Source organism: Variovorax sp. KK3 (assembly GCF_001984055.1).
Lineage (GTDB): Bacteria > Pseudomonadota > Gammaproteobacteria > Burkholderiales > Burkholderiaceae_C > Variovorax.
The window spans coordinates 1-25,983 of the sequence record NZ_LYVO01000037.1 but is presented as its reverse complement, the minus strand read 5'-3'; the positions used below and the strand labels follow the sequence as shown (position 1 = coordinate 25,983).

Sequence of the window (25,983 nt, the reverse complement as noted above, 5' to 3'; positions counted from 1 at the left end):
GCCGATGCAAAGCCCTTGGCGTGGCAATCCACATCGTGGAAATGACGTGCGCCGGACATGAAAAAAAGCCCGCCTCGTGCGAGGCGGGCTTCGGGCTTGCCGGTTCGATGAACGATCAGCGGCTCGGCTTGAACGCGCGCGGGGGGCGTGCTTCGCGCGGAGCGAAGGACTTTCCGCCTGCGTGCGCGCCGCCGGCCCCGTGGCCGTGGCCGCGGGCAGCGCCGCCGCCGCGCGGTGCGTTGTCGCCCCAACCGGGCTTGCGGCCGTAGCCGGCCTCGTCGCGGCCGCCGCCGAAGCCGCCGCGGCCCTGGCCCTGGCCACGGTCCTGGAAGCCCTGCGAAGCGCCGGCGCCCTGGTTGCCGCGCGAAGGTCCACGGTCGTTGAAGCCGCTGGCGCCTGCGTAGCCGCCACGCGGGCCGCCGAACTTGCGGTCGCGCGAATGGTTGTCGCGGTTCTCGCGACCGCGGCCGCCGAAGTCGCCCTGCGGACGGCTCTGCGGGAAGCGCTGTTGCGGCTCCAGGCCAGTGACCACTTCGGCCTTGAACGGCTGGCGGCTGTAGGCCTCGATGTCGAAGATCTTGCGGCGGTCGCGGAACTCGGCGAAGGTCACGGCCAAGCCGTCGCGGCCGGCGCGGCCGGTGCGGCCGATGCGGTGCGTATAGTCCTCCGCCTTCATCGGCAGGCCGAAGTTGAAGACGTGGGTGATGGTCGGCACGTCGATGCCGCGCGCGGCGACGTCGGTGGCCACCAGGATCTGCACTTGGCCCTGGCGCAGCGCCATCAGCCGGCGGTTGCGCAGGCCCTGGCTCAGCGCCCCGTGCAGCGCGACGGCGCTGAAGCCGTCCTGCTGCAGGTCGGCTGCGAGGCCGTCGCATTCGATCTGCGTGCTGGCGAAGACGATCGCCTGGTTGATGCTGGTGTCGCGCAGCCAGTGGTCGAGCAGCTTGCGCTTGTGCTGGGCGTTGTCGGCCCAGAACAGCACCTGCTTGATGTTGGCGTGCTTTTCCTGCGGGTTGTCGATGGTCACGCGCTGCGGCTCGCGCATCACGCGTTGCGCCAGCTGCTGGATGCGCGGCGCGAAGGTGGCGCTGAACATCATGGTCTGCTGGCGCTCGATGGTGAGCTGGTTGAGCTCGGCCAGGTCGTCGGAGAAGCCGAGGTCGAGCATGCGGTCGGCCTCGTCGACCACCAGGAACTTGACCTGGTCGAGCTTGATCTGCATCGAGCGCTGCAGGTCCAGCAGGCGGCCCGGCGTGGCGACGACGAGGTCGGCATTCTGCAGACGGGCGAGCTGCAATTGGTAGGGCATGCCGCCGACCACGTTGGCGATGCGCAGGCCGCGGCAATGGCGGACCAGTTCGATCGCGTCGTGCGCCACCTGCTGGGCCAGTTCGCGCGTGGGGCACAGCACCAGCGCGCCGGGGGCGGCGGGCTTGAAGTGGCGGGGATTGGTCGGGTCCTTGCGCTTGGCCTTCTTGGGCAGCGTCTCGCCGCGCGCGGCGGCTTCGGCGACCAGGCGCTGATGCTCCGCCTTGGCGGCGGCTTCGGCTTCGGCCTGGCGTTGCAGCAGGGTGTGCAGCACGGGCAGCAGGAACGCCGCCGTCTTGCCGCTGCCGGTCTGGCTCGACACCATCAGGTCGACGAAGCGGGCGGCCCCGTCGGCACCACCGGCGGCGCCCATGGCGCGCGGGATGGCCTGTGCCTGCACGGCGGTGGGCTGGGTGAAGCCGAGGTCCTTGACGGCGGCGATCAGTTCGTTGGCCAGGCCCAGTTGAACGAAGCCGTTCGGCTGCTCGGGCTCGGCCACCTCGACGGCGTCGAGTGCCTGGAAGTTCTGGTTGTCCTCGGTGGAGGAAATCGGCTCGCTCGAGATCGAGGAGTCAATGGATTGCACAGGCGCGAACTCGCCCTGCGCTTCGAAAGCGTCGGTCATTCAGAAATCTCATGCGCGGGTGCCGCCGTTGGCGGACCCCGTCGGGTGGTGAAAAACATCAACCATCCAACGACGTTCAGCAAGCGGCTTTCACCGATGCTGCGGCCCATTCAATCGGGCGCGATGTGCAAGATAGGGAGATGCAAGAAACGCTGCTGTGGGCTGGGCCCCGCAGCGAAGCCCGCGATTATGGCACGGGCCCGGGTTTTTACCTAATCCTGCAATCGCAGAAAGGTATCGCGGTAATGTGCCAATTCTTCGATCGACTCGTGCACGTCGGCCAGTGCCGTATGGGCCTGCTGCTTCTTGAAGCCGTTGTACGCAGCGGGCTTCCAGCGCTTGGCAAGCTCCTTGAGCGTGCTGACGTCCAGGTTGCGGTAATGGAAAAAAGCCTCGAGCTTGGGCATGTACTTGACCAGGAAGCGCCGGTCCTGGCCGATGGTGTTGCCGCACATGGGCGAGCCGTTCTTGGGCACGTAGCGCGCGATGAACTCCAGCACTTGCTGTTCGGCGGCCGCTTCGTCCACGGTGGATGCGCGGACCTTGTCGATTAGCCCGCTGCGGCCGTGGGTGCCCTTGTTCCAGGAGTCCATGCCGTCGAGCACCTCGTCGCTTTGATGGATCACCAGCACCGGGCCCTCGATGCGCGGCGTGAGGTCGGGCCCGGTCACCACCACTGCGATCTCGAGCAGTCGCTCTTTCTCGGGGTCCAGCCCGCTCATCTCGCAATCCAGCCAGACGAGGTTCTGGTCGTTCTTCTTGAGGGTGGTGGCGGTCGAGGCCGCGCTCGTGGCGATGGGTTCGGGCATCGGGCGATTGTCGTCGATGACCCTGCGGCCGAGCGGGCCCGGGGGCGGGCTAAACTCGCTGCGCCATGGCCGTACCCCAATCTGCGTCGCTCGTGTTCACACTCGCCTTTGCGCTCGCGCTGGTCGCCGGGCTGCTCGTGAAATTCTGGCTGGCGACCCGCCAGGTGCGCCACGTGGCGAATCACCGCGGCGTGGTCCCGCAGGCTTTTGCCGGCGCCATCTCGCTGTCTGCGCACCAGAAGGCAGCCGACTACACGGTGGCCAAGACGCGCTTCGGCTTGGTGGAGATGGTCTGGGGCGCGATGGTGCTGATGGGATGGACCCTGCTGGGCGGGCTCGACCTGCTCAACAAGGTGCTGCTCGACGCGCTGGGCGGCGGGATGTGGCAGCAGCTGGCGCTCCTGGGCGCCTTCGCATTGATCGGCGGGCTGCTCGAATTGCCCTTCACGCTGTGGCAGACCTTTCGCCTCGAAGAACGCTTCGGCTTCAACAAGATGACCTGGCGACTCTGGCTCGCCGACAGCGTCAAGGCGCTGTTGCTGGGGGGCGCCATCGGCCTGCCCATCGCCGCGCTGATTCTCTGGCTGATGGGCGCGGCCGGCAGCCTGTGGTGGCTATGGGCCTGGGGTGCGTGGGTGGGCTTCAACCTGCTGCTGATGCTGGTCTATCCCACCTTCATCGCGCCGATCTTCAACAAGTTCAAGCCACTGGACGACGACACGTTGAAAGCGCGCGTGAGCGCCCTCATGCAGCGCTGCGGCTTCGCGGCCAAGGGCCTGTTCGTGATGGACGGCAGCACGCGCAGCGCGCATGCCAACGCCTACTTCACGGGCTTCGGCGCGAGCAAGCGGGTGGTCTTCTACGACACGCTGCTGCGCCAACTCGATGCCGGTGAAGTCGAGGCGGTGCTGGCGCACGAACTGGGCCACTTCAAGCACCGGCACGTGCTCAAGCGCATGGCCGCGATGTTCGCGCTGAGCCTGGCCGGCTTCGCGCTGCTGGGGTGGCTGTCGGGCGACGCCTGGTTCTATACCGGGCTGGGCGTGCAGCCCAGCATGTCGGCGCCCAACGACGCCGTCGCGATTCTTCTGTTCATGCTCGTGGTGCCGGTGTTCAGCTTCTTCATCGCGCCGCTGCCCGTGCTCGTCTCGCGGCGCCACGAGTTCGAGGCGGACGCCTACGCCATTGCGCAAACCAGCGGCGCCGACCTGTCGCGCGCGCTGCTCAAGCTCTACCAGGACAACGCGTCGACGCTCACGCCCGACCCGGTGTTCGTCAAGTTCTACTACTCGCACCCGCCGGCGTCCGAGCGCCTTGCACGCATGGCTGCGGCGGCCTGACTCCCCGGAGAACGATCATGAGCAGCATGCTGAAGCCCATCGACTGGAAAACCCAAACGCGCCGCGCCCAGAGCGCCACCGAGATCGTGTCGCAGCTGGCCCGCCTCGACGGCTGGAAGCTCACCGGCGACGGTACCGATGTCGCCATCGAGAAGACCTACACCTTCGCGAACTACTTCGAGACCATCGCCTTCGTGAACGCCCTGGCGCTGATCGCGCATCGGCAAGACCACCATCCCGACCTGTCGGTGCACTACAACCGCTGCGTGGTCCGCTTCAACACGCACGACGTGGGCGGCATCTCGGTCACCGATTTCGACTGCGCGGCGCAGGCGGATGCCCTGCTCGCCGGCTGACACCATGGAACGCGCCCTTGGCTAGGCCCCGGCCGCAAGGCGCCGCCGCCGGCAACCCCGCTTGGCGCGACGGACTGGTGGTCGCCAGCCATGGCCGCCATTGCGTGGTCGAGACGCCCGAGGCCGAGCGCGTCATCTGCCACCCGCGCGGCAAGAAAAGCCAGGCCGTGGTGGGCGACCGGGTGCGTTGGCAGGCCAGCGAGGACGAAGGCACCATCGAGCAGGTGCTGCCGCGCAAGAGCCTGCTCTACCGTCAGGACGAAATCCGCACCAAGTCCTTTGCCGCCAACCTCAACCAGGTGCTGATCCTGATCGCGGCGGAGCCCGAGTTTTCCGAGGCGCAGCTCGCACGTTCATTGATCGCCGCCAACGCTGCGCGGATCACGACGCTGATCGCGCTCAACAAGAGCGACGTGGTGGAGCCGTTCGAGCGCGCCTGGGAGCGCCTGGCGCCCTACCGGCGCATGCACCACGGCGTGCTGCCGCTGTCGCTGAAGGCTTCGCCGGAGGTCGATCGCGCCACGCTCATGAAGCTGCTGGCCGGCAAGACCACGCTGGTGCTCGGCCCCTCCGGCGCGGGCAAGAGCACGCTGACCAACCTGCTGGTGCCGCACGCGCGCGCCTCGACCGCCGAGATTTCGCAGGCGCTCAACTCGGGCAAGCACACCACGACCAGCACCACCTGGTACTGGGTCGACGACGAGCGCACCACGGCGCTGATCGACTCCCCGGGCTTCCAGGAGTTCGGGCTGCACCACATCGAGCCGATGCAGCTCGCGCAGCTGATGCCCGACATCGCCGAACACGCGGGCGATTGCAAGTTCTACAACTGCACGCACCTGCACGAGCCGGGCTGCGGCGTCATCGCGCAGGTCACCTCGCCGCATCACCCAGGCGACATCAGCCCGTCGCGCTACCGCATCTACGGCGAGCTGTTCGCCGAGCTGAGCCAGCCCCGCCACAAATGAAAGTCCTGCTCTACTCCCACGTGTTCCATCCCTCGGTGGGCGGCGTCGAGACGGTGTCGCGCGCCCTGGTCGAAGGCTTCGTGGCGCAGGGCGTCGACTGCACGGTGGTGACGCAGACACCGGCCAAGGGCGGCGAGGAAGCGTCCTTCCCTTTCGAGGTGGTGCGCCAGCCGTCGAGCGCGCGCGTGCGCGAGCTGCTGCGCTGGGCCGACGTGGTGCTGTTCAATGGCGCCAGCCTGGCGCTGCAACCCTGGGTGCTGCTCTACCGCAAGCCCTTCGCCTGGGTGCACGTGGGCTACCAGGCGAGCTGCATCGACGGCGCAGGCTGGGTGGACGGCAAAGCGGCACCGCTGACGCCTGTCGCCTCTTTCCTCTTCCATGCGCGTCGCGGAGGCTGGGTACGCGCGATGAAGGACGGGACGAAGCTGTTGCTGCGCCGGAGCATCGCGAAGTTCGGTGTCACCCGCAACGTCGCCATCACCGAGTGGATGAACCAGGCCCTGCCGTTGCCGCGCCAAGTGCAGATCTACAACCCCTTTCCGATCGAGCGCTTTCGTGCGGCCGACCGCGAAGGCGCCGAGTACGAGTTCTTCTACATGGGCCGGCTGGTGCAAGAGAAGGGCGTGGACACGCTGATCCGCGCCTTCGCCAAGGTGCTGGCGCGCCAAGGCGGTCGACCGCGCCTGCTGCTGATCGGCGACGGCAGCGCTCGGCCGGCGCTCGAGCAGCTGGTCGGCGAGCTGGGAATCGCCTCGTCGGTCCACTTCGCAGGCGCGCAATCGGGCGAAGGCTTGGTCGATTGGGTCGGCAAGGGCCTGATCGGCGTGCTGCCGTCGGTGTGGTACGAGCCCATGGGCGGCGTCGCCATCGAACTGCTGGCTGCCGGCAAGAGCCTCATCGTGTCGGCCAAGGGCGGCCTGGCCGAATGCGTGGGCGACGCCGGCCTCACCTTTCCGAACGGTGACGACGAAGCCCTGGCCGCACAGATGGAACGCGTGCTGGAAGACCCTGCACTGCGCGCCGCCCAGTCGGCGAAGGCGCGCGAGCGGGCCGCGGGCTTCATGCCGGCACGCTTCGTCACGCAGTACATCGACATGCTCGGCGGCATCGCGCGCAAGGCCTGATCGGTCTGATCAAGCGCGCGGGCTTTCGGCGGCGCTAGCGATTTTCCAGCCGGTTGTAGTCGAGGATGCCGGCTTGCAGCGGCTGGTCTCGCGTGTAGCGTTCGTGCACCGCATCGCTCACCGCCCAGAACGCCGGATCGGCGCGACGCACGCCCCATCGCTCGACGAGTCGCGTGTAGTCCGCCTCGGAACCCAGGCTGCCGATGGCGCGGGTCAGCTCGGGCAACTCCCGCGCCGGCACGCGGAAGAATGCATTGGGATAGCTCCCGATCAGCCCGGGCACCACGGTCAGCGTGTCTTCTTCGGGGCGAAGCTCACGGCGTTCACCGAGAAGGTGCGAGACGCTGCCATGCGCGGTGTTGCGCAACAGGTTGAACGTGGCCGGTCGTTGGTCGTCCGTGCCGACGACCAGCACCACCGATTCGGGCAGCCATTGCAGTGCCGTGCCGCGCAACGAGGCCAGTCGCTGCAGGTCCGAGGCCCACCGTGCATCGCTGCGGTCCAGGTCGAAGCGCCGGTCCAGCACGGGCGACATGCGCTGGCCGATCTGCGCCATCAGTTCGTGCCGGACATCGGCGGTCCGGAAGCCGACACCGCTCTCGACCTGCAGCGTGGTTGCCGAACCACCATACACCTGCTCGCGCGTGGCGAGGCTGTCGCCGCGATACCAACGGTCGCGCACCTCGTTCCTGCGGCTCTGCGGCAGCAAGGAGATGAAGTTGAACTCGCCTTCCATGCGCAGGAAGTCCATGTACAGGCGCGAGTTCAATTGATGGCCGATGTTGCCGTAGACATCGAAGTTGGCCACCAGCAGGTAGTGAAGCCGCTCGAGCAGCGGATACCCGATCACCCACGCGGTCTCGGGCGGTGGGCCGCCGACGAAGCCTTTGACGACGCTCGCGCTGTCGTAATGGCGGAACACGGTGAGCGCTGCATTCGTGTTCTGTCCATCGCCATCCCAGATCAGGCGCAGGTCGAGGTTCGTGCTGTTGCCGAGCGCCTTGGCATAGAACGCGGTGCGCGCCTGCAGGTAGTCGTTCTCGAGGCGGGCGTAGTGCAGCCAGGGAATCAGAACTCCGGTGTCGCTGCTGCCGGTGGGCAGGCGCAAGAAGTTGGCATCCCGGGCCAGCAGGTCGGACAACGCCGCGTCGTACTCGGCCGAGGGCGCCAGGAAGCTCACCCAGAACCGGTCGCGGATGACATCGAGCGCCATCTGGCCGCGGCACACCGGGCCTTTGATGAAGCCCATGATGGTGTATTCCGCCTCGTCGAGCATGAAGCGATAGCGCGCACCCACCGGGATCGCGGCAAAGGTCGCGAACGGGTTGGCTGCGGTCGATTCGTCGTAGCCGGGCAGCCTGTCGACAGCATAGGGCGCCTCGAGGAACAGGGATCGCCATCGCGCCATTCGACTGGCGCCGAGCTCGTAGGGCATGTGCGTCTTTGCGACCACGGTCTCCTGCTCGGGAACCAGGCGGTAGTACACACGGGCGACACCGGGATCGTCGACCGGCCGGCGGCTGCGGATCGGGACGACGGCCTTGCCGGGCGGTGTGGCGGAACGCACCAGCTTGAAATACCGGCGGCTCTGGTCGTCGTCGAAGTAGAGATGGGCGAGAAAGAGGTGCTCGTAGGCGTATCGGCTGAACAGGCGCTCCTTGGCCGAGTCGCCGTTGAGAAAGGCCTCCCACTGAAGCACCCGTTGCGCCGTCACGGGCGGCAGGGGCTGTGCACGGCTGCCCGGCGCACCCGCCCCGATCCAGCGCGTCAGGGCGCCGTGCTCGTCGGGGCTCAAGCCCGGCAAACCGAAGGGCATGCCTGCCAGGGGCATGTCGCGCTCGTAGCGCCCGATCTCGCCATCTGCGGGACACGTGGCGGGACGCGCGATCGAGAAGTCCAACCCACCACCGACCACCTCGCGTGCCGGCAGCGGATGTGCGCGCTTGAGCATGAGGAGGCGGTGCATCAGGCCGGCGTCCTGGTTGGCCTCCAAGGTGGGCGCGCGCTCGTTGAGCACCGAAAAGAAGCCGCGGCCCCGCCAATCGGACGCGCTGTCCGCATCCACGCCCAAGCGGCTCGGCGCAGCCGGAACGAGGCGCGTCGCATCGTAGACCGGCATCTTGCTGGCGCCACGCGCGATGCCTTCCCAGCTGGTGGTTTTCAACTGGCAAGGCGCGTCGTTGCACGCATGGCACACCACGCAGCGGCGATTCAGGATGGGTTGGATGACGGCGTCGTAGGACGGTGCAGCGGCATCGAGCATGGGCCGGTCGAAGCGTGTCGGGTCCGCTGGACCGAAGCGAGCCTCGAAGCCCGCCCCCCCGATGACAGCCGCACAGGCCGCCAACAATAGAACGATGAACAGTACCGCCACTGCGCGCATACAGGCCCTTCGAAATAGCCGCCTGCAGCCGATGAGGACAGGCTCGCAGCGGAACCGCGAGGCTAACAGCTGAGTTGAAGCGCGCGATGTGTTCGGTTGTGCGGACACATCCTATGGCCGCGGACTGAGGACTTCCACAGGCGCCTCGACACGATGACCAGAGGCTCAGGGACGTTCTTTCATGAAGTTTTCTTGGTTCTCTTTTGTGGCGTTGATCCAATGTCGCAGCAGGGCGCGATCCTAAATCTTACGCGCGCCGTCGCCCTCGATACCGGCAAGCAAGGCGTTCGGATCAACGCTGTATGCCCGAGCTTCACGCTGACGCCGATGACCGACGAGATGCAGCAGGACGAGGAATTGATGGCCAAGTTCCGCGAACGCATTCCGCTGCGCCGCGGTGCTGATCCTTCCGGGATTGCTGCAGTGATCGCATTCCTGGCGAGCGAGGACGCAAGCTTCGTGTCCGGTGTCGCGCTGCCGGTCGATGGGGGTCTGACGGCATCGAATGGACAGCCGCCGATGTGAGCGCGGCAAGCAGCGGGCCCGCGAACCGCGCCCGTGGATCAGCCCAGGATCTGTGCCAAGGCATCGATCAGCGCGCTGCACTGGGCACGCGTGCCGATGCTGATGCGCAGATGCTGGTCGATGCGCGGCTGCCTGAAATGGCGCACCAGCACCGCACGCTCGCGCAGGGCAGCCACCAACGTCGACGCGTCGTGCGAAGGGTGGCGCACGAACAGGAAGTTCGCCTGCGAGGGCAGCACCTCGAATCCCATGTCCTCGAGCTGCAGCGTGAGGCCTTCGCGGATGTCGACGACATCGCGGCGCGTCTTGTCGAACCATTCCTGGTCCTCGATGGCGGCGATGGCCCCTGCACTCGCCAAACGGTCGATCGGATACGAGTTGAAGCTGTTCTTGACGCGCTGCAGCGCATCGACAAGCGATGCCTGGCCGCAGGCGAAACCGACTCGCAGCCCGGCGAGCGAGCGCGACTTCGACAGCGTGTGGACGACCAGCAGGTTGGGATGCCGATCGATCAGCGGCATCGCGCTTTCGCCGCCGAAGTCGACATAGGCCTCGTCCACCAGCACCACGCGCTCAGGGCAGGCGGCCAGCAAACGCTCGATGTCGGCGAGCGGCAGGCCGATGCCGGTGGGCGCGTTCGGGTTCGCGATCACGATGCCGGCGCAACCGCGTCGGGCACGCTGCGACAGCGCTTCCGCGTCGATGCGCAGGCCGTCGTCCACCGGTTGCAACTCGCAGGCGATGCCATAGAGCTGCGCATAGACGCGGTAGAAGCTGTAGGTGGTGTCGGGAATCAGCAGCGGCTCGGCCTGCTGGAAGAAGGCGAAGAAGGCATGCGCCAGCACCTCGTCGGACCCATTGCCCGCGAACACCTGTTCGATGCGCAGCCCATGCCGGGCAGCGATCGCCGCGCGCAACGCGACCGACTCCGGGTCGGGGTAGCGCTCGAGCCCCTGCGATGCCGCGTGCGTGATGGCAGCGATGGCCTTCGGCGAAGGCGGAAACGGGTTCTCGTTGGTGTTCAGCTTGACCAGGTTCGCGATGCGCGGCTGTTCGCCCGGCACATACGGCTGCAGCCCCGCGATGCGAGGGCTCCAGAAGCTCGGTGTGGTGGCCAAGCGGCTAGCCCAGCAGGCGTGCCAGGGTCAGCAGCGCGAGCAGCACCATCCACATCACGACCGAACGCCACACGAGGCCCACCACGCTGCGCAGGTGCGCCGGTTCGGGTTCGCGCCCGGGCGTGCTGCCGCTGTCGGGCCCTCGCGCTGCGGTGAGCGGTTCGCCGGCCTGCGCGCGCGACAGCGGATCGGTCAGCGGCACCGGACTCAGCGTACCGCCACCCAGCCTCACGTTGACCGCTCCGGAGGTCGCGGCCAGGATCACGCCATCGTTCTCGTTCGGGAAGCGCCGGGCGTCGTTGCGCCAGCAATCGATCGCCTCTTCGAAGCTCCCGACCACCGCGAAGCCGATCGCCGTGATCCGGGCCGGCAGCCAGTCGATGAGCGCCCAGGCCTGGTCGGCCGCCTGCTGCACCCACACGCTGGAGGGCTGAACCGCGGCATTGTTCTTGTGCGCCCAGTAGCGCGAAACGAACTCGCTCATGCGATAGAACACCGCGCCGGCCGGCCCCAGTCCGAAGGCCGCGAGGACGGAGAACCAGGCCAGCACGCCGAATACGTGCCGGTGCGCGGCGATCACCGAGTGCTCGATGACATGGCGCACGATCTCGCTGCGAGGCAAGTCGGCCGCGTCCACGCGCTGCCAGTGAGCCAGCAGAGATCGCGCCAGTGCCTCGTCGCCGACGTCGAGGGCATCGCGGATGCCCGTGAAATGATGGCTGAACTGCCTGAATCCCAGCGTGACGTAGAGCACTGCCACGCTCCAGAGCACGGCGAAAGGCAGGCCGAGCGTGAGCACGAGCACCCAGTGCACGCCGAGCGCCAGCACGGTGGGCACCAGCACCGCCAGTGCCCATGCCACCCAGCCATGGTGCGGCTTGCCCGCGTCGAAGTTGCGGCTCGTCCAGCGCGTCCATGCCAGCACGCCGCCGTATACCGGGTTGTGATAAGCGAGCGGCCGCACCTGCTCGATCAGCAAGGCGCACAGGATCGCGAAAAAACTCATGCGTCGATGATAGCGAGTGGCATTTGCGTCGCTGCCACCTGCATCCTCCGCATCGCCAGCGCTGGGTTCAGGCCGCGAGAAAGCGGTACAGGTTGCGCAGCATTCCTGCCGTGGCACCCCACACAAAGCGTTCGTGCGGCCCGTCGTGGTACGGCATGGAGAACCACTCGCGCGACCCTCGCTGGTCGTCGAACATCGCATGCCGGCGGTGGTTGGCCGGGTCCATGAGAAAGGCAAGCGGCACTTCGAAGGCCTCGGCGACCTCGTACGGATTGATATTGAGCGCGAAGTCGGGATTCACGAGACCGACCACCGGCGTCACGATGAACGACGTGACGGTGGTGTAGGTCGGCAGGCTGCCGAGCACCTCGATGTATTCGGCCGACAGGCCAACCTCTTCCCAGGCCTCGCGCAGGGCAGCCGCTGAAATGTTCGCGTCTTCGGGGTCGACCCGACCGCCCGGAAAAGCCACCTGGCCCGAATGCGTCGACAGGTTGGCTGTGCGCTCGGTCAAGAGCACGGTCGGCACATCGCGCATCACGATCGGCACCAGCACCGCGGCCTGGGCCGGCGCCCGGTCGGTCAAACGCGGCTCGCGGCGCAGTTCGGGGGTCCACTCGGGCGGTTCGGCAAACCGCGCGCGGAGGGCCTGCGCGTCGAAATGGCCGACCGGAATCGCGGGCAATGCGCTGTCGACCCCGACCACCGGCACCTGGCGCGGGTCGAAGGACAACGGCACCGAGGGCATCACGGCGTTGACTGTCTCATCGACGGGGGCGGCGCTCATGGCAGTGGATGGAAGGGTCGTCAAAAAGGATCTACCGAGTAAAACGCAAAACGGCGTCGCGCAGGACAGGCAACGCCACAACAAAAATCACGGTCGCCCCAAGTTGCTGAAGGCATCAATGCAAAAAGCCGCCAGGAGTGGCGGCTTTTGCTTGCAAGGGCGGGAACGCGCTTACTTGGCGGCGGCTGCCGTCGGAGCCTTGCCGGGCAGCTTTTCCTTGATGCGTGCCGAACGGCCGCTGCGCTCGCGCAGGTAGTACAGCTTGGCACGGCGCACGTCGCCGCGGCGCTTGACCTCGATGCCGGCGATCAGCGGGCTGTAGGTCTGGAAGGTCCGTTCGACGCCTTCGCCGCTGGAGATCTTGCGCACCGTGAAGCCGCTGTTGAGGCCGCGGTTGCGCTTGGCGATCACCACGCCTTCGTAGGCTTGCACGCGCTTGCGGCTGCCTTCGACGACATTCACGCTGACGATGACCGTGTCACCGGGCATGAAATCGGGAATCTTCTTGCCGAGCCGGGCGATTTCTTCCTGCTCGAGGGTCTGGATGAGGTTCATGGCTTTCCTGGGTTCGATCGTGCACGCGCTACACAAGGGGCGTCTTGCAACCGTTGGTTGGCGCTGACGCGGCCGGCAGAGGATCGGGGAACCGCGGATTATAGCTTTTTCCGCAGCGCGTTCTCATCGGCCGGGGTGAGCCGACCCGATGCACGCGCTGCATCGACCAGTTCGGGCCGACTTTGCTGCGTGGCAAGAAGACGCTGCTCGCGGCGCCAGCGCTCGATCTGCGCATGGTGGCCCGACATCAGCACGTCCGGCACGCCCTGCCCACGCCACTGCTCGGGCCGGGTGTAGTGCGGGCAATCCAGCAGGCCGTCCAGCGCGGGGTTGAAACTGTCTTCGATGTGGCTGGCTTGGTCGCCGAGCACGCCAGGCTGCAGACGCGCCACGGCGTCGAGCAAAGCCATCGCGGGGATCTCGCCGCCCGAGAGCACGAAGTCGCCCAGGCTGATCTGATGCGTGACCCGCGTCTCGATGAAGCGCTGGTCGATGCCCTCGTAGCGGCCGCACACCAGCACCGCGCCCTCGCCTGCGGCCCAGCCTTCGACGGCCGCATGGCGCAAGGACTCGCCGGCCGGCGAGAACAGCACCACCGGCGCCGCGCCACCACGGGCGGCAAGCGCCGCATCCAGGCAGGCCGACAGCGGCTCGGCCATCATGACCATGCCGGGCCCGCCGCCGAAGGGCCGGTCATCCACGCGCCGGTAGTTGCCCTCGGCGAAGTCGCGTGGGTTCCACAGCACGACCTCGACCTGTCCCGTCTCGAATGCGCGGCGCGTCACGCCGCTTGCCAGAAACGGGGCGAAGAGTTCGGGGAACAGGGTAATGACGTCGAAGCGCATGGGCGCCGGGGCCGCAGCGGCTCAGTAGTCGGGCTGCCAGTCGACGGTGATCGCGCGGCCTGTCAGGTCCACGGCGTCGACGAAGGCCGAAACGAAAGGGATCATGCGCTCGACAGGCTTGCCGTTTTCCAGCGCATCCAGCACCAGCGTGGTCTGCGGACCGTTGGCCAGCAGTTCGCGCACCGTGCCGAGCACCACGCCCTCGCGGTTCGTCACCGCCAGGCCGATCAGGTCGACCCAGTAGTACTCGTCGTCGCCGGCCGTGGGAAAACTCGAGCGAGGCACGAACACGCGTGCGCCGCGAAGGGCTTCGGCCGCATTGCGGTCGGGCACATCTTCGGAAGACGCGACGATGCAGTCGGAATGTTCCTTGGCTTCGCGAATCGGAAGCCGGAACGCGCTTCGGGCCTGGGCGCCGGGCGCCTGCAGAAACCAGCGTTTGGAAGAAAAAAGCGCCTCGGGTTGGGCGCTATGGGGCAGGACCTTGAACCAGCCCTTGATGCCCCATGCATCGGCGATGCGCGCCACCTCGATGGCATCCGCCGGCAGTTCGGCGGCTTCGAGCGTGGGCAACATCGCCGGATGAAGGCGCAGACGGCAGCAGCTTAGGCGGCTGCCTTCGGTGCAGCGGCAGCGGCTTGCTTGATCAGGCGGGTCACCGTGGGAGAGGCCTGTGCGCCGACGCCCTTCCAGTAGGCCAGGCGATCCTGCGCGATGCGGATGCTTTCTTCGTTTTCTTTCGCGGTGGGGTTGTAGAAACCCAGGCGCTCGATGAAACGGCCATCGCGGCGAACGCGCTTGTCCGACACGACGATGTTGAAGAACGGACGACCTTTGGAGCCGCCGCGGGAGAGTCGAATGACGACCATGATTTATCCTTCGGGTGGTGACGAACGCATTGAAAAGTTCGCCCCGGAGTTTTTTCAGCGTCGAGACACGCGACATGGCCACCCGGCCAGCGCACGCTGAAAAGCCCGCGATTATAGCCCGAGCGACCTGCACCACACTCCCCGGCCTCTGCCGGGCCTTCCGATGACCGCCATCCGCCCCAGCCGCGACGAGGACGTCGCCGCCATCACGTCGATCTATGCGCACCACGTGCTGCACGGCACCGGCACCTTCGAAACCGAGCCTCCCACAGCATCAGACATGGCCGCGAGACGCGCGGACGTGCTTGCGAAGAAGCTGCCCTATCTCGTCGCCGAACGCGATGGCGAACTGCTCGGCTTCGCCTATTGCAACTGGTTCAAGCCACGCCCGGCCTACCGCTTCTCGGCCGAGGACTCGATCTACCTGGCCGAGGCCGCCCGAGGCCAAGGCGTCGGCGCCTTGCTGCTGGCGGCCTTGGCCGAAGCGGCCGAAGCCGCGGGCGTGCGCAAGCTGATCGCAGTGATCGGCGATTCGGCCAACGCAGGGTCGATCGGCGTGCACCGCGCCCAAGGCTTCGAGCACGTGGGCCTGCTCAAGAACTGCGGGTGGAAATTCGGGCAGTGGCGCGACGTGGTGCTGATGGACAAGGTGCTGGGCCCCGGCGGCACCACGAATCCCGAATGAAAAACAAGACCACCGCGGCTTGGCTCGCCTTTCTCGGCGGGCCGCTGGGCCTGCATTGCTTCTACTTGCGCGGCTTCGGCAGCATGCTGGGCTGGCTGCTTCCTATTCCGACGGCCCTGGGCCTCTACGGAATCGAGCGCGTGCGTGCCTACGGCGTGGACGATGCCTGGAGCTGGCTGCTTCTGCCGCTGCTCGGCTTCACCATCGCCGGCAGCGCCCTCACCGCGATCGTCTACGGCCTCATGACGCCGGAAAAATGGAACGCGCGCTACAACGCATCCGCCGCAGCCGACGCTCCTGCCGGGCGCAGCAACTGGCTCACCATCGGTGCGGTGGTGCTGTCCCTGTTCTTCGGCAGCACGATCCTGATGGCGAGCATCGCCTTCAGCTTCCAGCGCTTCTTCGAACATCAGATCGCCGAGGGCCGGAAGATCTCGCAGTAGGCGGGTCAGCGCGGGCCGGCCTCGCGACGATCAGACCGGCGCTATGGCCGGTGCCCATCGCCTTTCAACCCCAGCCGCCCGAGTTTCTTGATCAACCCGACGCGCGAAATGCCGAGTTGACGCGCGGCTTCGGACTGGTTGCCGCCGCTTGCCACGAGCGCTTCCGAGACCAGACGTATCTCCAGTTCGGCAATGGCCGCATCGAGAAAGCCCAGCCCTTCGATGCCGGCCACCGGCTTGCCCTCGGCCTCGGCGAAGCCTTGCGGGTCGCCGCTCGCAAGGCGCAGCAGGTCGGCGCCCACCTGCGTGCTGCCAGGCAAGATGAGCGCGCCAGCCGCCTCGACGACCGCGCGCAGTTGCCGAACGTTGCCGGGCCAGGCTTGCGTGCGCAGCCAGGCGAGCGCATCGGGGCCGAGCGCCGCCTTGGGCGCCACGCGCTGCAGGAAGCGGGTGGCGAGCAGCGGCACATCGCCGGGGCGCTCGCCGAGCGCAGGCGTGCGCAGCACCACGCCCTTGAGGCGGTAGTACAGGTCTTCGCGGAAGCTGCCCTCACGCACCATCTGCTCGAGGTCGCGGTGCGTGGCCGCCACCACGCGCACGTCTGCATGCTTCTGCGTGCGGCCACCCACCGGGATGAAGCTGCCCTCCTGCAGAAAGCGCAGCAGCTTCACCTGCATCGGCGCGGGCATCTCGCCCACTTCGTCGAGGAAGAGGGTGCCGCCGTGTGCCGTCTCGACCAAGCCGGGCTGGTCGCGGTACGCACCCGTGAAGCTGCCCTTCAGATGGCCGAAGAGTTCGCTCTCGAGTAGTTCGGTCGACAGGGCGCCGCAGTTGATGGTCGCAAAGGGGCCATCGGCACGCGTGCTGCACTGGTGGAGCGCGCGAGCGGCCAGCTCCTTGCCGGTGCCGGTCGGGCCCAGCACGATCACGCTCACGTGCGTGGGCCCCACGCGGCGGATCATGGCGCGCAGGTTCTGCATCGCCGGCGCCTGCCCGAACAGGCCCAGGTCCTGGTCGACATCGCGCGCACGCAGCGACTTGAGCTCGGCATCGAGTCGCGCCTTGTGCAACGCGCGCGCAACCACGAAGCCGAGCATGTCGGGGTCGATGGGTTTGGTGAGGAAATCCCAGGCACCGAGTTCGACCGCCTTGAGGTTGAGCTCGCGGTCGCCATGGCCGGACAGCACGACGACCACCGAAGGCGCGAGCCGGGGGATCAGCGCCAGGCCCGCCTGCGGGTCCATGCTGGGCGGCATCGCCAAATCGAGCAGCACGACGTGCGGGCGGTCGGCGTCGAAGGCGGCGAGCGCCTCGTCGGCGTCGCCGGCCACGCTGACGCGATGGCCGAGGTTCACCAGGAACGAACTGCCCAGCCGTTGATAGGCCGGTTCGTCGTCCACCAGGAGCACGTGTCCGCGGGCCGAAGAAAGTGTCATGGAGTCGCCGCCGGAAAGCTGAGGGTGAAGCATGTGTTCCACGGCGGCCTTTCGTTGAGCCGCACCGAGCCGCCATGCGCGGCCATGATGCGCGCCACGATGGCCAGGCCCAGGCCGGTGCCGGCCGGGCTGCGGGACGCGAAGGGTTCGAAGAGCCGCTCGCGCAGGTCGGCGGGCACGCCTGCGCCGTCGTCGCACACGTGCAGATGCACCTGCGCGCCGTCGCGCTCGGCGTCCACCAGCACGCGGCGCACGCCGGGCGCAGCACGCGCGTTGGAGAGCAGATTGCCGATGGCTTGGGCGAAACGCAGCGGGTCGGCCTGCAATGGCAACGCATGCGCGAGCCCGCTGCCGATCTCGACCTCGGGCGCGCGACGGGCCGCCTCGCGGACCTGCAGCGCTGCATCCACCGTCACCGGCCGCACTTGCCAGGGCTTGGCGTAGTCGAGCAGATCCTCGGCCAGGTGCGAGATGCGCCCGACCTGGTCGCCGACCTCGCGCCGCACGTCGGGCGGCGTGGTGGCCACGGCCATCGCGATGATGTTGAGCGGATTACGCAGATCGTGCGCCACGCTCGCGGCCAGCGCCCCGAGTTCGGCCAGCCGCGCCTGCAGTTGCCGCTCGCGCTCGCGCTGCTCGGCCAGCGCCGCCTGCTGAAGGCGCCCCGCGGTCTCGGTAAGCACCTCTGCAAAGAGTTCTGCGAGACGGCGCGATCCGGGCGGTGCCGAGTCCCAGCCGCGCAATTCGGTCGCCCATCCCGATGACGATTCGCGGCAGACCAGCATCGGCATGGCAGACACCGGATCGCCATCGGTAGCCACTCGCACGTCGATGCGCAGCCCGACGCGCTTCGACAGCAATTCGGCGGCTTCCGCCTCGAGCGCGCTCCACGTCACGGTCTTCGCCAGCGCGTCACGCCAGCCCTGAAGATCCGCCGCGCTCGCGGTGCCGCCCGGATAGACGATGCGCTCCGCGAAGCGCCGCACCGGCCCGTTGAGGGCCAGGCACACCACCGCCACGGCGGTGCCGCTCAACCAGCGCGAATCGAGCGGCAACAACAAGGTCAGCGGCACGCTCAACAGGCCCAGCCCGACGAGCAGCGTCCAGGCCAGCGCGCGCCGCGCCCAGGCATTGGCGACGAAGACCTGGTAGCGCAGGATGCCGTAGACCAGGATGACCGGGTAGGCCGGCATCGCCAGCACCTGCCACGGATACCAGGGAATGCCCAGCGCGGCGAAGCCGTAGCCGGAGGCGCAGACCAGGCCCCAGCCGCAGGACACCGCGACCGCGGCGAGCTGCCGGCGCTCTCGCGCGTCGTCGGTGCGCCAGAGGCGATGAAGCAGGATGGCCACGCCGGCCGCGGCCAGCAGCGCCCAGACCATCGATGCCGTCCAGCCGGCCCAGTTCGGCACCACCACCCATTCGACGCCGGTGAAGGGCGGGAAATGGATGAACTCGCCCGGCAGCACGATCCAGGTCAGCAGCATCACCGCGATCGCCGCGCCGTAGGCCAACTGCACCGCGCGCCCCACGCGTGGTTCGAGGCCGCAGAAGCGCACGCAGAAATGGAGGAAGGCCGCCGACGTCAGCGGAATGGTGGCACCCAGGCGCAGGGCGCAGGGAATGGCGGTCGGGCCCAGCCAGTTCGGCAACTCGTTGCTCACGATCCATGCGGCCACGCCGAGCAGGAACACGGTCAGCAGCCGTGCTCCCGGCACGGCCTTGGCCCAATGCAGCAGCACGCCGGCCAGGACCAGCGTCTCCACGAGTGACAGGGCGAGAACGATGTGCAGCGCCATTGCTGGGGACGGACTGTAAACGAGGTTGACAGAGCACCCTCGCGACCTGTCAACCGTGGCAACAAGCCCGAAGAAAAGTCGTTCTGAATCAAGCACTTGGCGCGTGGCACGCAGGCTGCGAAAGGATAGGCATGAAGCTCCTTTCCCACCCCCTCGTCTCCGACACCGCGCCCGACTCGCTGCCCGGCCTGGACCTGCCGGCGATGGTCGGCGCAGCAGGATGGCGCCGCCTGCCGGCCGCCGTGCAACGCCGCTTTTCGCATGCGCAGCACGATGCCGTTTACGCCGGTGACCTGACGTTGTACTGCTCGCCGATCGGCCGCGTCTTCGCGTGGGCCAGTGCGCTGCTCGGCGGCCCGCTCACCGCCGCGCGCGGGAACACGCCGGCACGGGTCCGCGTGCACGGCGACGGCCGCGGCGGCGTGGTCTGGGAGCGACATCTCGCGCTCGCCGGCCACGACAAGGTCGTGCGCTCGACCAAGCTGGCCGACGCGCGCGGCCGCCTGGTGGAGCGCACCGACGGCGGCCTCTCGATGGCACTCGATGTCTTCGAGCACGACGGCGCGCTGGTCTTCGAGAGCCGCAGCTACTTCCTCGCGCTGGCCGGTCGCCGCCTGCCGATCCCGCGTGTACTCACGCCCGGCACCTGCCGCGTCGAGCACCACGACCTGGGCGCCGGCCGCTTCCGCTTCGTCCTGTCCATGGTTCATCCGTGGTGGGGCACCACTTTCCGCCAATCCGGCGTGTTTCATGACCCCGAGGAGATCCGCTGATGAACACCGTCTTTTCCGTTCTGCTGGTGCAGGCGCTGCTGGGGGCCTTCGACAACCTCTGGCACCACGAAATGGGCGCGCGCCTGCCGCAGCGTGCGTCCGCACGCATCGAACTCGCGCTGCATGCGGCCCGGGAAGCGATCTACGGGCTGCTCTTCATCGGCCTGGCCTGGCTCGAATGGCGAGGGCTGTGGGTGCTGCTGCCCGTGGGGCTGCTCGTGACGGACGTGGTCATCACCTGCGCCGACTTCCTCGAGGAAGACCGCACGCGAACGTTGCCGCCCTTGGAGCGTGTGCTCCACACGGTGCTCGCCGTCGGCTTCGGCGCCCTGCTCGGACTGCTCGCGCCGGTGTTCCTGCAATGGCTGCGCAGCCCGAGTGCGCTGGTCGTCGTGTACCAGGGAGCGTGGAGCTGGTGCTTCAGCTTCGGCAGCGTGGTGCTGATGCTCTGGAGCCTGCGCAACCTGCGGGCCGCGATGCAATGGCGTGCGGCACCGACCGACGAAGGCGCGGCCTTGCGTGCTTCGCGCACACCGGCCGGCACCCGTGCGCCCACGGTGCTCGTCACCGGCGGCACGGGCTTTCTCGGTGCCGCACTCGTGCGAAACCTGCTCGGAGACGCCCAGCGCGTCATCGTGCTGACCCGTGACGTGCGCCAGGCACGCCGCCAGTTCGGCGACCGCGTGTGGGCCATCGACCGGCTCGACGACATCCCGCCCGAAACACGCATCCAATCGGTCGTTCACCTCGCGGGCGCGCCCGTTCTGGGCATGCCTTGGACGGCGGCGCGCCGTAGAGTGCTCATCGACAGCCGGACGCAGACCATGGAACAGCTGCTTCGGCTCATGCGCCGCCTCGACGAAGCGCCGCGCGTGCTGGTCAGCGCATCGGCGGTGGGCTACTACGGGCTGCCCGGTGCGCAGCTCCACCTGAACGAAGCGGCACCACCGCAGCCGGACCGCTTTCAGTCGGCGCTGTGCGTGGCTGCCGAGCACGAAGCCCAGCGCGCCGAAGCTCTTGGGGTGCGCGTGGTCCGCGTGCGCCTGGGCATCGTGCTGGGCCATGGCGGCGGCGCCTTTCCAGGGCTCGATCTGGCCGCGCGTCTGGGCCTGGGCGCGCGCATCGGCGACGGTCGACAGCCGGCGCCGTGGGTGCATGTGGACGATGCCATCGCGTTCATGCGCTTCGCAATGGCGCACGAAGGCCTGCATGGGCCGGTGAACTGCGTCGCACCCGAGGTCGTGGCACAGGCGAAGTTCGCGGGAGAAATGGCCGCGATTCATGGGCACGAAGCCAGACTGCGCATGCCTGCCTGGATCCTGGAGCGGCTGCTCGGCGAGATGGCGGAGCTGCTCACGCAAGGCCAGCGCGTGGCACCGATCATGGCGCTGCGAGCCGGCTTTCGATTTGCGCATCCTTCGCTCCAGGGCGCGCTGAAACAACTCGCGCGTGCTTCGCAGCCGAAGGCCGCGCAGCGCGCCGCGCATCAGAACACCTGAAGCCCGACCCAATACGCGATGGCCGCGACGAACGCCGATGCCGGGATGGTGAAGATCCAGGCCCACACGATATTGCCCGCGACGCCCCAGCGAACCGCGCTGGCGCGCTGTGCCGAGCCCACGCCGACGATCGCGCCGGTGATCGTATGCGTCGTCGACACCGGGATGCCCAGCGCCGTCGCGAGGAACAGCGTCAGCGCCCCACCCGTCTCGGCGCAGAAGCCGCCCACCGGCTTGAGCTTGGTGATCTTCTGGCCCATGGTCTTGACGATGCGCCAGCCGCCGAACATCGTGCCCAGCGCGATGGCCGCATAGCAGCTCACGATGGTCCACGTGGGCGGCGAGTCGGCGTTGGCGGCCCAATGGCCGGTGGCGATCAGCAGCATCCAGATGATGCCGATGGTCTTCTGCGCGTCGTTGCCGCCATGGCCCAGGCTATAGGCGCCGGCCGAAACGAGTTGCAACGACCGGAACCAGCGATCCACCCGCGACGGCGTCGAGCGCCGGAAGATCCAGGCCACCAGCACCATCATGGTCGAGCCGAGCAAAAAGCCCAGCAGCGGCGACACGAAGATGAAGGCCACCGTCTTCCAGATGCCGGCCGCGACCAGCGAGCTCACGCCGGCCTTGGCGATCACCGCGCCCACGATGCCGCCGATGAGTGCATGCGACGAGCTGCTGGGAATGCCGTAGTACCAGGTGACGAGGTTCCAGCTGATGGCCCCCACCAGCGCCCCGAAGACCACGTGCACGTCGACCACGCCGGGCTGCACGATGCCCTTGCCCACCGTCGTGGCCACGCTCAGGTGGAACACGAAGATCGCGATCAGGTTGAAGAAGGCAGCGAACACCACTGCCTGGCCCGGCCGCAGCACGCCGGTGGACACGACCGTGGCGATCGAGTTCGCCGCGTCGTGAAAGCCGTTCATGAAATCGAAGGCGATGGCCAGCGCGACCAGCAGCACCACCACCCACAGGGCGACCTGTACCGTTTCCATGCAAATCCAGGCTCAGGAATTCTCGAGGACGATGCCCTCGATCACGTTGGCCACGTCCTCGCACTTGTCGGTGATGGTCTCGAGCAGCTCGTAGATGGCCTTGAGCTTGATCACCTCGCGCACATCGGGCTCCTCGCGGAACAGCTTGCTCATGGCGCTGCGCATCACGCGGTCGGCATCGGATTCGATGCGGTCGATTTCCTCGCAGGTCTTGAGCGTGGCCTCTGCGACGGCGGGATCGGTGATCTTTCCGAGGAACTTCACCGCGTCCTTCACGCGTTCGCAGCACTTCACGCTCAAGGCGGTGAGGCGCGTGATCTCGTCCGTCATGTGGCGCACGTCGTAGAGCGCCATGGTTTCCGCCGAGTCCTGGATCAGGTCGGCCACGTCGTCCATCGTGTTGATGAGCTTGTGGATCTGCTCGCGGTCGATGGGCGTGATGAAGGTCTTGTGGATCAGGCGATTGACGTCGTGCGTCACGCGGTCGGCCGCACGCTCGGCGTTGTCGACGTCGCGGTTGTACTGCTCGCGCAGGTGCAGGTCGTTGTAGTTGGCCACCAGCTGTTCGAAAGCACGGGCGGCTTCGACGATGCGGTCGGCATGCTGATTGAACATCTCGAAAAAATTGCCCTCGCGGGGCAACAGCTTGCCGAACATGGCGCTCTCCTGGGGTCTGCGGCGATCTGCGGCTATCACCTTCTCGTGACGCCATCATGAAAAACCCGGCAAGTGTAATGGGCAAGGCCCGACCATCCCGCCGCGCCGCGATATCGCCGCGAGATCGCCCCGCCAACGCCGGCTCAGAGTCTTTCGATCGGCTGGCCGGCCACCTGCGCCAATTGCGCGGCCGTAACCCGCGCAGGCGCGATCTCGGCCAGCGGCAGCAGCACGAAGGCGCGCTCGTGCATGCGCGGGTGCGGCAGGGTCAGCGTGGGCCGTTGAAGGACGGCGTCGCCGTGCAGCAGCAGATCGAGGTCGAGGGTGCGCGGTGCGTTGCGGTAGGGCCTCTCGCGGCCCGCCGAGTTTTCGAGCCGCTGCAGCTCGGCCAGCAGTTGCAACGGATCGAGCGCCGTGTGCAGTTCGACCACCGCATTGATGAAGTCGGGGCCCTGGGCCTCCAAGGGCGCGCTGCGGTACAGCGAGGAGCGGCCCACGAGCCGGCTGTGCGGCAAGGCCGCCAGATCGTCGATCGCCCGCGTCACCGTCGCCTGCGCGTCGCCGAGGTTGGCGCCGATCGCGACGTAGGCCGGCGTCGCAGTCGTCATTCGGGGCTGATGCTGCTGCCGGCCTCGCCACCGCTGCGCGGCTTGCGTCGACGCCGCCGCTTGCGCGGTGCAGCGACGGCAAACTCGCCATCGGGCGGCAGCGCCTGTTCTTCGTCGCGCTCGGCCGGGACGGCCGCAGGTGCCGGCGCCTGCGCCCGCGCGGGGACACGCTGGCGCGTCTTCTTGTGCTGCTCGTCGCGCACCTGCTCCAGCAAGTCCTGCCGGCGCAGGTCGTCGGAGGTGCTGAACTCCTGCCACCATTCGGCAATGGCCTCGTTCACTTCGCCGATGTCGGCGCGCAGGCGCATGAAGTCGAAGCCGGCCCGGAAGCGTGCCTGTTCGACCAGGCTGTGAGGCGTGGCGCCGCTGCGCTTCTCGAAGCGCGGCTGCATCATCCAGATCTCGCGCATGTCGGCGGCCAGCTTGCCGCGGCCGGACACGTCGCCGATTCGCGCATTGAACACGTCGTCGATCGCGTCCTGCAGCGCCGGGAACGAAGCCTGCGGACGCTGGCCGTGGCGCCCCTCGATGCGCTGCGACCATCCATCGCGCACATCGGCCCACAGCACGCAAGCCAGCAGGAAGCTGGGCGCGACGGGCTTGCCTTCGCCGACGCGGCGGTCGGTGTCCTGAAGGGCCGCCGTCACGAAGGCCTGGTCGGCACGCTCGACCACCACGTCGAGCAGCGGATAGATGCCGGTGGCCAGGCCGAGCTTGCGCAGCTGCGCCACGGTGGCCAGCGAATGGCCGGTCTGCAGCAGCTTGAGCATTTCGTCGAACAACCGGCTCTGCGGCACGTCGGCCAGCAGCTTGCTGCATTCGATCAGCGGCGCCGCCGTCTTCGACTCGAGCGAGAAGCCCAGCGCCGCCAGCTTGGCCGAGAAGCGGATGGCGCGGATGATGCGCACCGGATCTTCGCGGTAGCGCGTGACCGGGTCGCCGATCATGCGAAGCGTGAGCTTCTTCGCGTCCTTGATGCCGTTGTGGTAGTCGACCACCGTCTGGCTCGCCGGGTCGTAGTACATGGCGTTGACGGTGAAGTCGCGCCGCGCCGCGTCTTCTTCCTGCGGCCCCCAGACGTTGTCGCGCAGTACGCGGCCGCTGGCATCTACCGCGTGCTTCATGCCGGCCAGCTCGCCCTTGCTCGTGCGCTCGTTGCCGGCCACCTGCTCGGCGCCGGTGCTTTCCATGTAGGCGCGGAAGGTCGAGACCTCGATCACCTCGTGCTCGCGTCCGCGCCCGTACACCACATGCACGATGCGAAAGCGCCTGCCGATGATGAACGCGCGCCGGAACAAGCTCTTGACCTGCTCGGGCGTGGCGTTGGTGGCGACGTCGAAGTCCTTGGGCCGCAGCCCCAGCAGCAGGTCGCGTACCGCGCCGCCGACCACGTAGGCCTCGTAGCCGGCCTGCTGGAGGGTGGTGACCACGTTCCTGGCACGTTCGTCCACCAGGGCCGGGTCGATGCCGTGCACCGAGGCCGGCACCTCCTGACGCTTGCCGAAGCGGGACTTGCCGCCAGCGCCGCCGCCGGATATGCCCAGGAGTTTGTCGATGAATTTCTTGATCATTGGAAAGGCTTCGGCGCTCGGGGCGCCCTCATTCATTTTCGAGCATCGACCGGATCAGCGGGATCGTGATCGCGCGCTGGGTCTGCAAGGCATAGCCGTCGAGCTGGACCAGCAGCTCCATGAGGCTGCCCAGGTCGCGGCTGAAGCGATGCAGCACGTAGTCGAGCACATCGTCCGTCAGCATGACGCCGCGGCCGTCGGCGGCCTGCCGCAGCACCGCCCGCCGCTCCGACTCGCCCAGCAGCTGCAAGTGGAACACATGGCCCCAGCCGAGCCGGGTGCGCAGGTCCTCGCGCAGCGGCAAGTCGGCCGGCGGCAGCGCACCGGCGGCTACCACGCCGCGCTGCAGGCTCTGCGCGTTGACGAACCAGTTGAAGGCGGCATGCTGCTGGACCGCCGTGTACTGGTCCACATCGTCGAGCAGCACCGCGCCCCAACGCTCGTCGAAATCGGGCGGGTCGGCCAGGCCCGGATGCAGCCAGCCCACGCTCGCCCCTTGGTCGCGCAGGGCCGAGCGCACCGCTTCGAGCAGGTGCGTCTTGCCGCTGCCGCTTTCGCCCCACAGGTAGGTCGGCACCGGCGAATGCACCGTGTTGCTTCCGCGCCCCTCGCCCACCCACAGCCGCAGGTGCCGCAGCGCCGGCTCGTTGGGCCCGGCGAAGAAGCCGGCGAGCGTCGGCCCGGAGGCCAGGCCGATGTCGAGCGCGAGTTGCTTCATGCCAGTGCCGCGGCGAGCGGCCGGGGCGGCGCGAATGACGCGGAAGAAGGATTCATGGAATGGATGGAAGGGCCGCATGGCGAACCGGCGGCAGGGGAACTGTGGCCCTTAAAATCGTGAGGAATTCTATCGGCCTGCCCGCTTCGGTTGCCGGCGTCATTGTCCTCCTCCCTTCGAC

General features: G+C 67.8%; 25 protein-coding genes and 1 pseudogene. 9 read left to right on the top strand and 17 right to left on the bottom strand.

The genetic code is table 11. From position 1 onward, the window contains the following. Positions 1–115: 115 nt before the first annotated feature. The gene (locus B0W80_RS18450) at positions 116–1,933 is read right to left on the bottom strand and encodes a DEAD/DEAH box helicase (protein WP_077000615.1); all 1,818 of its coding nucleotides are present in this window, start codon (positions 1,931–1,933) and stop codon (positions 116–118) included. Between the two features lie 212 nt (positions 1,934–2,145). Beyond that, complete coding sequence (gene orn / locus B0W80_RS18445) at positions 2,146–2,742, bottom strand: oligoribonuclease (RefSeq protein WP_077000614.1); 597 nt, start codon at positions 2,740–2,742, stop codon at positions 2,146–2,148. Positions 2,743–2,807: 65 nt separating this feature from the next. On the opposite strand from orn, the gene B0W80_RS18440 reads away from it, so the two are divergent. From B0W80_RS18440 to B0W80_RS18425, 4 genes are read left to right on the top strand one after another with little or no spacing between them, the layout of a single operon-like run. Next, positions 2,808–4,082, top strand: a complete 1,275-nt coding sequence (locus B0W80_RS18440; protein WP_077000613.1) for a M48 family metallopeptidase — start codon at positions 2,808–2,810, stop codon at positions 4,080–4,082. 17 nt (positions 4,083–4,099) lie between these two features. Further along, positions 4,100–4,438, top strand: coding sequence for a 4a-hydroxytetrahydrobiopterin dehydratase (locus tag B0W80_RS18435; RefSeq protein WP_077000612.1), 339 nt, complete (start codon positions 4,100–4,102; stop codon positions 4,436–4,438). Between the two features lie 17 nt (positions 4,439–4,455). Continuing rightward, positions 4,456–5,406, top strand: coding sequence for a ribosome small subunit-dependent GTPase A (gene rsgA / locus B0W80_RS18430; RefSeq protein ID WP_077000611.1), 951 nt, complete (start codon positions 4,456–4,458; stop codon positions 5,404–5,406). Next, entirely contained in the window at positions 5,403–6,530 is a 1,128-nt protein-coding gene (locus tag B0W80_RS18425) for a glycosyltransferase family 4 protein (RefSeq protein WP_077000610.1), read from the top strand. Before rsgA ends, B0W80_RS18425 begins: the two co-directional genes overlap by 4 nt. Positions 6,531–6,564: 34 nt before the next feature. On the opposite strand, the gene B0W80_RS18420 is transcribed toward B0W80_RS18425, so the two are convergent. Further along, on the bottom strand, positions 6,565–8,793 hold the full coding sequence (locus tag B0W80_RS18420) for a fatty acid cis/trans isomerase (RefSeq protein ID WP_256856619.1): 2,229 nt from the start codon (positions 8,791–8,793) through the stop codon (positions 6,565–6,567). Between the two features lie 351 nt (positions 8,794–9,144). Here B0W80_RS18420 and B0W80_RS18415 point away from each other — a divergent pair. Next, positions 9,145–9,438 (top strand): annotated as a pseudogene (locus B0W80_RS18415) (SDR family NAD(P)-dependent oxidoreductase); the annotation flags it as partial. Between the two features lie 38 nt (positions 9,439–9,476). Here the strand turns inward: B0W80_RS18415 and hisC are convergent. The 7 genes from hisC to rpsP form a co-directional block, all read right to left on the bottom strand. Further along, positions 9,477–10,556, bottom strand: coding sequence for a histidinol-phosphate transaminase (gene hisC / locus B0W80_RS18410; RefSeq protein ID WP_077000608.1), 1,080 nt, complete (start codon positions 10,554–10,556; stop codon positions 9,477–9,479). 4 nt (positions 10,557–10,560) lie between these two features. Next, positions 10,561–11,562, bottom strand: coding sequence for a CobD/CbiB family protein (locus B0W80_RS18405; RefSeq protein WP_077000607.1), 1,002 nt, complete (start codon positions 11,560–11,562; stop codon positions 10,561–10,563). Between the two features lie 67 nt (positions 11,563–11,629). Beyond that, complete coding sequence (locus B0W80_RS18400; protein WP_077000606.1) at positions 11,630–12,349, bottom strand: CoA pyrophosphatase; 720 nt, start codon at positions 12,347–12,349, stop codon at positions 11,630–11,632. Positions 12,350–12,520: 171 nt separating this feature from the next. Beyond that, positions 12,521–12,904 carry a 50S ribosomal protein L19 gene (rplS, locus tag B0W80_RS18395; protein WP_077000605.1) on the bottom strand — a complete coding sequence of 128 codons (384 nt, stop codon included), beginning with the start codon at positions 12,902–12,904 and terminating at the stop codon, positions 12,521–12,523. A gap of 98 nt (positions 12,905–13,002) precedes the next feature. After that, a complete protein-coding gene (trmD, locus tag B0W80_RS18390) occupies positions 13,003–13,749 on the bottom strand; it encodes a tRNA (guanosine(37)-N1)-methyltransferase TrmD (protein WP_077000604.1) in 747 nt (248 codons plus the stop codon). Positions 13,750–13,770: 21 nt separating this feature from the next. After that, entirely contained in the window at positions 13,771–14,325 is a 555-nt protein-coding gene (gene rimM, locus B0W80_RS18385; RefSeq protein WP_077000603.1) for a ribosome maturation factor RimM, read from the bottom strand. Positions 14,326–14,354: 29 nt separating this feature from the next. Further along, on the bottom strand, positions 14,355–14,618 hold the full coding sequence (gene rpsP, locus B0W80_RS18380) for a 30S ribosomal protein S16 (protein ID WP_077000602.1): 264 nt from the start codon (positions 14,616–14,618) through the stop codon (positions 14,355–14,357). A gap of 163 nt (positions 14,619–14,781) precedes the next feature. Between rpsP and B0W80_RS18375 the strand changes: the two genes are divergently transcribed. After that, entirely contained in the window at positions 14,782–15,303 is a 522-nt protein-coding gene (locus B0W80_RS18375; protein ID WP_077000601.1) for a GNAT family N-acetyltransferase, read from the top strand. Beyond that, on the top strand, positions 15,300–15,746 hold the full coding sequence (locus tag B0W80_RS18370; protein WP_077000600.1) for a hypothetical protein: 447 nt from the start codon (positions 15,300–15,302) through the stop codon (positions 15,744–15,746). The genes B0W80_RS18375 and B0W80_RS18370 overlap by 4 nt, the downstream gene beginning before the upstream one ends. A gap of 41 nt (positions 15,747–15,787) precedes the next feature. Here B0W80_RS18370 and B0W80_RS18365 read toward each other — a convergent pair whose 3' ends face one another. Both B0W80_RS18365 and B0W80_RS18360 read right to left on the bottom strand, forming a co-directional pair. After that, positions 15,788–17,182: a sigma-54 dependent transcriptional regulator gene (locus tag B0W80_RS18365; protein WP_077000599.1), complete on the bottom strand. Its 1,395-nt coding sequence runs from the start codon at positions 17,180–17,182 to the stop codon at positions 15,788–15,790. After that, a complete protein-coding gene (locus B0W80_RS18360; RefSeq protein ID WP_077000598.1) occupies positions 17,179–18,981 on the bottom strand; it encodes a sensor histidine kinase in 1,803 nt (600 codons plus the stop codon). The genes B0W80_RS18365 and B0W80_RS18360 overlap by 4 nt, the downstream gene beginning before the upstream one ends. 131 nt (positions 18,982–19,112) lie before the next feature. Between B0W80_RS18360 and B0W80_RS18355 the strand changes: the two genes are divergently transcribed. Continuing rightward, positions 19,113–19,754 (top strand): DUF4166 domain-containing protein, encoded by a 642-nt coding sequence (locus tag B0W80_RS18355; protein WP_077000597.1) that lies wholly within the window; start codon positions 19,113–19,115, stop codon positions 19,752–19,754. After that, positions 19,754–21,253 carry a TIGR01777 family oxidoreductase gene (locus B0W80_RS18350; RefSeq protein WP_077000596.1) on the top strand — a complete coding sequence of 500 codons (1,500 nt, stop codon included), beginning with the start codon at positions 19,754–19,756 and terminating at the stop codon, positions 21,251–21,253. Before B0W80_RS18355 ends, B0W80_RS18350 begins: the two co-directional genes overlap by 1 nt. Here B0W80_RS18350 and B0W80_RS18345 read toward each other — a convergent pair. From B0W80_RS18345 to hda, 5 genes are all read right to left on the bottom strand, one after another. Next, a complete protein-coding gene (locus tag B0W80_RS18345; RefSeq protein WP_077000595.1) occupies positions 21,241–22,251 on the bottom strand; it encodes an inorganic phosphate transporter in 1,011 nt (336 codons plus the stop codon). The two genes, B0W80_RS18350 and B0W80_RS18345, sit on opposite strands and share 13 nt — an antisense overlap. A 12-nt stretch (positions 22,252–22,263) precedes the next feature. After that, the gene (locus tag B0W80_RS18340; protein WP_077000594.1) at positions 22,264–22,908 is read right to left on the bottom strand and encodes a DUF47 domain-containing protein; all 645 of its coding nucleotides are present in this window, start codon (positions 22,906–22,908) and stop codon (positions 22,264–22,266) included. Between the two features lie 143 nt (positions 22,909–23,051). After that, on the bottom strand, positions 23,052–23,516 hold the full coding sequence (gene folK / locus B0W80_RS18335; protein WP_077000593.1) for a 2-amino-4-hydroxy-6-hydroxymethyldihydropteridine diphosphokinase: 465 nt from the start codon (positions 23,514–23,516) through the stop codon (positions 23,052–23,054). Further along, positions 23,513–25,087 carry a polynucleotide adenylyltransferase PcnB gene (gene pcnB, locus B0W80_RS18330; RefSeq protein ID WP_077000592.1) on the bottom strand — a complete coding sequence of 525 codons (1,575 nt, stop codon included), beginning with the start codon at positions 25,085–25,087 and terminating at the stop codon, positions 23,513–23,515. Before pcnB ends, folK begins: the two co-directional genes overlap by 4 nt. Before the next feature lie 28 nt (positions 25,088–25,115). Further along, entirely contained in the window at positions 25,116–25,805 is a 690-nt protein-coding gene (gene hda, locus B0W80_RS18325) for a DnaA regulatory inactivator Hda (RefSeq protein ID WP_077000646.1), read from the bottom strand. Positions 25,806–25,983 lie beyond the last annotated feature (178 nt).